This window comes from Mesorhizobium sp. M7A.F.Ca.US.011.01.1.1 (assembly GCF_003998295.1).
Taxonomy (GTDB): domain Bacteria; phylum Pseudomonadota; class Alphaproteobacteria; order Rhizobiales; family Rhizobiaceae; genus Mesorhizobium.
In genome coordinates this window covers 25,500-34,568 of the sequence record NZ_RZRT01000056.1, presented here as the reverse complement: position 1 = coordinate 34,568, position 9,069 = coordinate 25,500, and the positions used below count along the sequence as shown (strand labels likewise).

Below are 9,069 nucleotides of genomic sequence, written 5' to 3'. Positions count from 1 at the left end.
TTCAGGTTGATGGTTCACCGGTGGGAAGGGACCGAGCCATGCCACGGCCTGTCCTCGAAAGGACGACCAGGATCCCCTCGGTCTCCTTCCCACTTCAGACATAGCATGGGAACAACACACAGGATCCTCGGGTCTCCGCGTCCGCTTCGCTCCCGCTCCGCCCGTGGATGACGAAGCTGAGGGGGGCCGTCAGCCAACCTCACGCGCTGCGCCGCTCTGCCGGCAGCACGTCCAGCAATGTCTGCAGCTTGGCGACCGAGTTCTGCTCGGCGAGCGGCGTGTAGACGATCAGCTTCATGTCCGAGCCGTCGCCGATCGACAGGCTCATATGCTCGAAGGTCATGGCGCCCGCGCTCGGGTGCCGGACATGCTTCACCCCCGACAACCGGTGCGCGACGTCGCGCTGCGGCCACCAGTTGCGAAACTCCGGGCTGGAACGCGTCATCAACTCGATCAGACGCTCGAAATCCGGATCGCCGACATAGCGCGCGCTTGCGGCCCGGAACGAAGCCAGCACGGTGCGCGCCAATTCCTCCCAGTCGACCAGCAGGCGCCGGTGGTGCGGGCTGGTGAACACCATGTGGACGATGTTGCGGGCATCACCCTCCAGCAGGCCATAATCGCCGAACACAGCCACCGCCGCCGGGTTCCAGGCCAGCACGTCCCAGCGCCGCCCGACAACATAGGCCGGCTGCAGCACCAGGCTCTGCAGCATGTGCAGCAGGGGGCCGTCGACCTTTTCGGGCGCCACGGCACGGCGCTCCGGCTGCTGGCGGTCGGCGAGGATGAACAGATGCCGTTTTTCGGCCGCGTCGAGGCGCAGCGCTTCGGCGAGCGCCGTCAGCACCTCCACCGAGGGCCTGACCTCCCGCCCCTGCTCCAGCCATGTGTACCAGGTGGTGCCGACACCGGCGATCATCGCCACCTCCTCGCGGCGCAGCCCAGGCGTACGCCGCCTGAGACCGGTGGCGATGCCTGTGGCCGAGGGCGTCAGCCTTTCGCGGCGCGAGCGCAGGAAGGCGCCGAGTTCGCGCCGGCGGCTGTCTTCAGCGGAGAGGTTTGGGGCCGCGCGGGGTTGGGACTCCATGCGCCTATTATAGCAGTATTGATACCAGGATAAAGTTTGAACTGTTTGGCCGGCACTAACTGTCCCATCTTCCGTTCAGAGCAACAGAACGGAGGCTCCGAACATGGAACTCAAAGACAAGACAATCCTCATCACCGGCTCGACAGACGGCGTCGGCCGCGTCGTCGCGCAACGGCTGGGCGCCGCCGGCGCCCGTGTGCTGGTGCACGGCCGCGATGCGTCGCGCGGCAAGGCTGTTGTCACCGAGATCGAAGCTGCTGGCGGCAAGGCCGAGCTTCTGGTCGCCGACCTCTCTTCACTGGCCGAGGTGCGCCGGCTCGCCGATTCCGTGCGCGCCCGGACGAACCGGCTCGACATCCTCATCAACAATGCCGGCATCGGCACGGCAGGCCAAGGCGCCAAAAGGCAGGTCAGCGCCGACGGCTACGAACTGCGCTTGGCGGTCAACTATCTCGCCGGTTTCCTGCTCACCAGTGAGCTTCTTCCGTTGCTGAAGGCGAGCACACCAGCGCGCATCGTCAATGTCGCCTCGGCAGGGCAGCAAGCGATCGACTTCGGCGATGTCATGCTGACCCGCTTCTATGACGGCGTGCGCGCCTACTGCCAGAGCAAGCTGGCGCAGATCCTGTTCACCGTCGATTTGGCCGAACAGTTGAAAGGTACCGGCGTCACCGTCAACGCGCTGCACCCGGCGAGTTACATGAATACCACCATGGTCCGGCAGGCTGGTGTGACGCCGTGGAGTTCGGTCGAGACCGGTGCCGAGGCCATCCTCAACCTCGCTGCCTCACCCGCGCTCGACGGAAAAAGCGGCCTCTATTTCGACGGCCTGCGGGAATCCCGCGCCGACGCCCAGGCTTATGACCCCAAGGCAAGGCAACGGCTGCGAAGCCTGAGCCTCGATCTCATCGGCACGGCCTCCCCCACATCGAAGGAACAGCATTGATGACCAAGACAATCGAACACACCGTCGTCATCGGCGGCTCGTCCGGCATCGGCCTGGCGACGGCGCGAAAACTGCTTGGCCCGGGCATGAAGGTGACCATCACCGGGCGCAACGAGGACAAACTGAAGAGCGCTTGGAAAAGCCTTGGCGGTGCTGCCGAGAAGGCTGCTTTCGACGCCGCGAAGCCGGATGAGGTCCGCCAGTTCTTTGAGAGCCTCGGTCCTTTCGACCATCTGGTGCTGGCGGCCAGCGGCGGCAAGGGCCTCGGCCCCTTCCCGACGCTTGACCTGAGCGACATCGGCAGTGGCGTGGAGGAAAAGGTCCGCCCGCAGCTGTCCTGCCTGCAGGCCGCCTTGCCGACACTCAACAAGGCCGGATCGGTCACCTTCATCTCGGCGGTGTCGGCGCAGCTCGCGGCGCCGGGCGTCGCCGGTATCGCCGCCACCAACGGCATGCTGTTGACCGTGGTGCCGATCCTGGCGGTGGAACTGAAGCCGCTGCGCGTCAATGTCGTGGCGCCCGGCGTCATCGACACGCCCTGGTGGGATTTTCTGGCCGAGGAGCAGAAGCAGGCGCTGTTTGCCGCTTACGCAGGCAGGACCCCGGTCGGCCGCATCGGCCGCGCCGAAGACGTCGCCGCGGCAATAGCCTTCCTCGTCTCCAACGGCTTCATGACCGGTCAGGTATTGACCTGCGACGGCGGACTGCGATTTGCGGCATAGGACAGGACCGTTAATTGGCCTTCTTTGGAACGCGGTCGTTCTCGTCAGCAGAGCTGTCGTCTGCCGGTTTTGCCGAAACAGGCTTTTCCGGAACATGGGAGTAGTCAGATGTATCCGCCCCATACATCTTGTTGTCGATTGCCTCTTGCCAGCTGTAGTCGGCGTCGGATGGTGAAACGTCGGCGATCTCATGGCGGGAGGAGCGAGCGTGAAGCCAGTTCGGGGTGATCTCTCGGACCAATTGTGCAAAGCGTCCCATCGAAACCGTTCCTTTCCTTGTCCTTTCCAGGACGCGCGATCGCGGTTGCGTCAGCTGGATCTAAAGTTGACCTCTCAGCCAGGCCAGCGTCTCGACAACGCCGGCCAGCCCGTACTGCGCGGTGGTTTGCGCCGGTGGTTTGACCCGTATCGATATGCCGCCCGCATCATTGACGGTTTCGAAGCCGTTTTCGTCCGACGTGTCGTCGCCCAGGAAGACCGGGCGGCGGCCCGTGAATGGCGCAATCTCCATGAAACGCCGGATCGCGGCGCCCTTGGCGGCCTCCAGCGGCAGCAATTCCACGCCGGCGTTGCCGGCAACCACCCGGTAGCCCTTTGGCAGCGTGGCCAGCGCCTGCTCGACAAGCTGCGTCGCGCGGGGAAGCAGATGGGGGGCGGCGCGCGTGTGGATGGCCAGCACCCTTCCCTTGCGCTCGATATAGGCCCCACGACCGAGCTCGGCCTCGATCTCGTCGGCAAGGGCCGCGATATCCGCCGGCTCGTCCGCGACTTCGACGTCGTCGTCCGGGAGAAGCCGGTGCTCCAATCCATACAGCCCGGCCGCGCGCAGTTTCAAAGGCTGAAACAGATGGTCGACAGCCGCAACGGACCGGCCCGTGATGAACGCCAACGCCCCGTCCAGCTTGCGGTCCAGGCCTTGCAGCAAGGAGCGAAGCTCGTCGTTGACCGAGACGGCGTCCGGGTGTTCGGCATGTTCCAGCAGGGTGCCGTCGATGTCGAGGAACAACGCCCATTCGCCGGTCAGCACAGTCTGCGGTTTCGGCATGACGGCCTGCGGCTTTTGCGGGCTTTCGCTGATCATCTTTTGCAGGACCTCGTTCATGACATGACTACCCGTTTGCGCTCGAACATGGACACGACATTGTCGACGCTAGGCGGCCGGTCACCGACACCGGTTACCCGGTCGAGGTCACCGCGCTTGCGCAAGCGCGCTGCATCCAGAAGCATGCTGCCGGCCCAGCGATAGACATTGTTGTTGCGGATCGTCTCGCGCATGGGCCGCATGCGCTCGCGCTGTTCGTCTGAAGTCATGATCAGCGCCTGCAGCAGCGCTTCGCTCATCATGGCGGCGTCGTAAGGGTTGACGATCAGCGCCTCCAGCAATTCGCGCGAGGCGCCGGCGAAGGTGCTGAGCATCAAGACGCCCTGTTCGTCGTCGCGCGCCGCGACGAATTCCTTGGCGACCAGGTTCATGCCGTCATGCAGGCTGGTGACCATGCATATGTCGGCGGCGCGATAAATCTCGTAGACCTGTTCCTGTGAGTGATGCTCGGCCACCATGACCACCGGCCTGTAACCCTCGCTGCCATAGCGTTCGTTGAGCTCCTCGGCATAGCGGTGGCATTCGTCGTGGAGCAGCTTGTAAGCCGGCAGCGTGCCGCGGCTGGGGGCCGCGACCTGCAGGAAAACCAGCTTTCCGATCCATTCAGGGTATCGCTTGAACAATTCGTCCAGCGCCTGAAATCGATCCAGAATGCCCTTCGTGTAGTCGAGACGCTCGACGCCCACGGCCAGCTTCACATCCGCCTTCAGTCCGAACCTATTGCGCAGACGGGCCCGGCAGTCATCGACGTCAGGCAATTTTGCCAACAGGTCGGCCGGCCATTCTATCGAGATGGGATAGGCGTGCACCAGCGTCGTCTGGCCACCGTAGGAGATCGCCGCATCGGCGCGCTCGATGCGGCTTTCCAGGAAGCGATCTACGCTTTCGGTGAAATTGTTGGCGTGGAACTGGGTGTGGAAGCCGATGATCGAACTGCCGAGCAGCCCCTCGAGGATGCGTTCACGCCAGGGACAGATGCTGTACACTTCCGAATTCGGCCACGGGATATGCCAGAAAGTGATGACGATCGCCTCCGGCAGGCGCTCGCGGATCATGCGCGGCAGCAGCGCGAAGTGGTAATCCTGGACCAGCACGATAGGCCGCTCGTTGCGCGCTTCGGCAACCACCGTGTCGGCGAACTTCCGGTTGACGGCCTCATAGGCCTCCCAGTCCGAGGCGCGAAAAATCGGCCGGGTGAAGGCGATATGGCAAAGCGGCCAAAGCCCCTCATTGGCGAAACCGAGATAATAACCCTGATGCTCTTGCTCCGTCAGCCAGACCCGGCGCAGCGTGTAGGACGGATGGCCGGGAGGCACCTGTACCCGGTCGTGGTCGTCGACGGTGAGGCGGTCCGCCGTTCCGCCGCCATAGGCGATCCAGGTGCCGCCACAGGCGCGGGTGATCGGCTCGAGCGCCGACACCAGCCCGCTGGCCGGCACCAGCAATTCGACGCCATCATCCCTGATGTTGTGGATATAGGGTTCCCGGTTGGACACCACGATCACCTGCGCATCGGGCAGATCGTCGGCGAGGATCTTGCGCAATGTCTCGGGCGACCACGTCACCAGCGCCGCATCGGCCGATTGGCCGTTCTTTTCGAACTCACGTATCACCTTGCGCGCCGCCTCCGCGGCCACGTCTTCCCCCGCAGTATGTGCAACCGCCGGAGGGTGACTGCGGCGCTGCCGCGATAGGGAGAGGAATACGGCAAGAGCGGAAAAACCGAGGCTCGCGAAGATCAGAACCCAGAGCAGTTCCGCACCGTAGTTTGTCATTGAATGTCAACTCACCCGGCCGTTGGCGACCGTTTGTTCATGTTTCCCGTTTGAAAAGGTCCGCCGACCACGTGGTCAGCGTTCGGACCTGTATTTTTGCAACGCACAAAGCTCGGATCGGTTCCGCCAATTTTGTTCGGATCATGTCCTTACGATGAGCGGCACCAGCCCTTCATGGCGGTCGGCAAGGAAAGCGACGACCCGGTCGCCGACGCGCTGGAAGGTGAGATCGACCACCCGGTCGCCGACGCCCAGGTGCCGCAGTGTCAGCGTGTCGATGCCGATCGGCAGCCTGGGACGGCTAACGCGAATCTCACCATCCCAGCCGTCGATCTCCAGGCCAAGGCAGGCCTGCATCAGCATGAAGGCCGAGCCCGCCGACCACGCTTGCGGCAGGCAGGCGACGGGATAGGCGATGGGTGCTTCGCCCGGCGCGCGTGTAAAACCGCAGAACAGTTCGGGCAGCCGCATGTTGAAGTGGACCGCGGATTCGAATGTGCCGCTCATCAGGCGAACCACGCTTTCACGCTCGCCATAGCGCGCCAGGCCGGCACCGCACATGGCGGTGTCGTGCGGCCAGATCGAGCCGTTGTGGTACGACATCGGGTTGAAGAACACCGCATCGTCGGCAAGCGTCCTCAGCCCCCAGCCGGAATGGAAGGAGGCGGAAAGCAGCTGGTCGGCGACCATCTGCGCCCGCGCCGGCTCAGGCAATCCGACAAAGAGCAGATGCCCGGCATTCGAGGTCCGCACCTTGCAGGGCTCGCCGGCACCGTCGATCGCGAGGGCGTAGAAGCCGAGATCGTCAAGCCAGAAATCGCGTTCCACCGCCACCCGCATCGCCTCGGCGCGGTCCTCCCAGTGATCGGCTTTGTCGTCTTCGCCACGGCGGCGGGCAAGCTTGGCCAGCCCCCGGAAAGCGGCAAAGACATAGCCTTGCACTTCGACCAGCGCGATCGGGCCCTTGGGAATGCGGCCATCGGCATGGAAGACCGAATCGAAACTGTCCTTCCATCCCTGGTTGGCGAGGCCGGACTCGGCCGCTCGCTGGTAAGTCACGAATCCGGTCTCCCGGCCCGCCTCCTCCGTCCATTCGGCCGCTGCGCACAGCGACGGCCACAGGCCGTCGATAAACGCCATGTCACCGGTACGATCGGCGTAGGCACAAGCAAGATAGATGTAGAGCGGTGTCGTATCGACGCCACCGTAGTAGCGGCCGAAGGGGAGCTCCCGCAGCGCCACCATTTCGCCCTTGCGGGTCTCGTGCATGATCTTGCCCGGCTGCGAATCGCTGAACGGCGATGTCTCGGTCGCCTGGTGCTGGGCCAGAAAGGCCAACACGCCCCGCGCCAGGCCCGGATTGAGCCACAGCATCTGCAGTGCAGAGATGACGCCGTCACGACCGAACGCCGTCGAGAACCAGGGGATGCCGGCATAGGGATAGGGGCCGGTCGCCAGTTCCGTGGTCAGCAGCGCGACATCGGCGCGGGCGCGCTCGACCCAGTCGTTGAAGACGCGGCCCGAGCTGCGCACCGTCGCGCCATGGCGACGTTTGGCCCGCATGCCAAAGCGGGCGCGGGCGGCAGCGGCGCGAAACCGGTCGCGGTCGGGCTTATCGGCCACCTCGGGGCCGACCTCGACATAAAGCACCTTCCTGCTGCGCTTGGTCACGGCTATCAGGAAATCGGCACGGGTGGCTGTCAGTTGGTCCGGCGCCTGCGAGAACGATATCGCAGAGAGGCGGGCCAGGCCGTCGAGCCCGTCATAGCGCAGCAGGACGGACGTCGCGTCTGTTTCGGCGGCATGGGCCAGCCCGCGCTTCAGCCGTCTCGAGCCGCGCACTTCGAACATGTCGCGGAAATCGGCGGAATAGTGCAGGGAAACGCTGATCGTCGAGTGTTCCCGGCTGTAATTGGAAAGCGTGATGCGTTCGAACAGCCTGTCCTGCCAAAGCAGCCTGACGCGTTCGATGTGAATGGCTCCCTGCGGGATGTCGCGTCCGCCGGCGCTCTGTATCGGCAGATTGGTCAAATTGGTGGTGAACAGCACATTGTCCTGGCTGAGCGAGGCGCCGAGCAGCGATGTCTGCCTGCCGCCGACGGTCAGCCGGAACTCGGAAAGAACCCGTGTGTCGTCGCGAAAGAAACCGTCGCCGGCTCCGCGTATGTCGCCATAGGCGTCGGCAACCGCGAAGCAATCGCCCTGCTTGAGGGCAAACAACCGATGCGGCTCGCGAGGGGCGGTGGCGTCGAGCGACGCAAGCGCAACCGCGGGATCGAGCTGGCGCTCATCGAGTTGGGCCATTCGTCAAAGATCCCTGTTGTTTCGTTGTCGTGGCTCGAGCACGTCGTTGCTCAAGACGCCTTCGCCGCGCTCGGGACGCCGATCAGGCCCGCATAGGCGGCCAGATAATCGCCAGCCATTCTTCGAGCGGAGAACCGCTTTTCGAAAACGGCCCTCACCTTTCGCCTGTCGAGTTGCAGCAAGTCGGGCACCGCGGCGACCGCGCCGTCCACCGTGTCAGCGATGAAACCGGTGACGCCTTGATCGATGATTTCGGGCAGCGCGCCGCAATTCCAGCCGATGACCGGCGTGCCGCAGGCCATGGCCTCGATGGCGACAAGGCCGAACGGCTCCGGCCAGTCGATCGGGAACAGCAGGCCGGCCGCCTTGCCGAGAAATTCCGCCTTCTGGTTTTCCTCGATCTCACCGACATAGACGACGCGATCGCCGTCGATCAAAGGCTCGACCACCTCACGGAAATAGGCGCGATCGTCGTCGCCGATCTTTGCCGCAAGCTTCAGCTTGAGGCCTGAGCGCATAGCGATCTTGATGGCGCGATCCGGGCGCTTGTCGCGGGAAAACCGGCCGAGGAAAGCAAGATAGGGTTCTTCCGCCGTCGTCTCAAAAGCCGGTTCGTAGAGAGTGGTCGGCAATCCGTGATGGATCGTCGCCAACCAGTTGGCGTTGGCAAAGCCCGCCTTCTGGCTGTGCGAAATGGAAATCAGGGGAAAACGCGGGAACCGTTCATAGGCCGGCGCCAGGTCGACATAATCCAGCCTGCCATGCGGCGTCGTCACCGTGCGGTCGGCGAGATCCTCGAAGAAGGAAAAGTGCAGGAAATGGCTGAGATGGAAGTGGATGACATCGAACTCCGACGCCCGGTCCCTCACCTGCGAAAGCATCGACAGATGCGCCGCGATCTCGGATTTAAGCGGACGCGGATCGAGGCGCAGCGCGCGTTCCCGGCTGGGTACCAGCGTCGCGGAAGTCTGGCTGTCGCCACTGGCGAACAGCGTCACCTCATGGCCCAGATAGACCAGCGCTTCGGTCAGATACGAGACGATGCGCTCGGTGCCGCCATAGAGCCTTGGCGGCACCGATTCATAAAGCGGCGCGACATGGGCGATTTTCATATTCCATCCTGGATGCTGGGC

8 protein-coding genes are annotated in these 9,069 nt (G+C 64.0%); 2 read left to right on the top strand and 6 right to left on the bottom strand.

What is annotated here, in order from left to right; genetic code table 11:
• Positions 1–199 precede the first annotated feature (199 nt).
• A complete protein-coding gene (locus EOA13_RS30420) occupies positions 200–1,087 on the bottom strand; it encodes a helix-turn-helix transcriptional regulator (RefSeq protein ID WP_127297115.1) in 888 nt (295 codons plus the stop codon).
• A 103-nt stretch (positions 1,088–1,190) separates the two neighbouring features.
• On the opposite strand from EOA13_RS30420, the gene EOA13_RS30415 reads away from it, so the two are divergent.
• On the top strand, positions 1,191–2,033 hold the full coding sequence (locus EOA13_RS30415; protein ID WP_127297114.1) for an SDR family NAD(P)-dependent oxidoreductase: 843 nt from the start codon (positions 1,191–1,193) through the stop codon (positions 2,031–2,033).
• Positions 2,033–2,755 carry an SDR family oxidoreductase gene (locus EOA13_RS30410; RefSeq protein ID WP_127297113.1) on the top strand — a complete coding sequence of 241 codons (723 nt, stop codon included), beginning with the start codon at positions 2,033–2,035 and terminating at the stop codon, positions 2,753–2,755. Before EOA13_RS30415 ends, EOA13_RS30410 begins: the two co-directional genes overlap by 1 nt.
• A 10-nt stretch (positions 2,756–2,765) precedes the next feature.
• Here EOA13_RS30410 and EOA13_RS30405 read toward each other — a convergent pair whose 3' ends face one another.
• From EOA13_RS30405 to EOA13_RS30385, 5 genes are all read right to left on the bottom strand, one after another.
• On the bottom strand, positions 2,766–3,014 hold the full coding sequence (locus tag EOA13_RS30405; RefSeq protein WP_127297112.1) for a hypothetical protein: 249 nt from the start codon (positions 3,012–3,014) through the stop codon (positions 2,766–2,768).
• A 60-nt stretch (positions 3,015–3,074) separates the two neighbouring features.
• A complete protein-coding gene (gene otsB / locus EOA13_RS30400) occupies positions 3,075–3,800 on the bottom strand; it encodes a trehalose-phosphatase (RefSeq protein ID WP_164780423.1) in 726 nt (241 codons plus the stop codon).
• A 53-nt stretch (positions 3,801–3,853) separates the two neighbouring features.
• Entirely contained in the window at positions 3,854–5,632 is a 1,779-nt protein-coding gene (locus tag EOA13_RS30395; RefSeq protein WP_127297110.1) for a trehalose-6-phosphate synthase, read from the bottom strand.
• A gap of 141 nt (positions 5,633–5,773) precedes the next feature.
• On the bottom strand, positions 5,774–7,936 hold the full coding sequence (locus tag EOA13_RS30390) for an amylo-alpha-1,6-glucosidase (protein WP_127297109.1): 2,163 nt from the start codon (positions 7,934–7,936) through the stop codon (positions 5,774–5,776).
• A 50-nt stretch (positions 7,937–7,986) separates the two neighbouring features.
• Entirely contained in the window at positions 7,987–9,048 is a 1,062-nt protein-coding gene (locus EOA13_RS30385; RefSeq protein ID WP_127297108.1) for a glycosyltransferase family 4 protein, read from the bottom strand.
• Between the last annotated feature and the right edge of the window lie 21 nt (positions 9,049–9,069).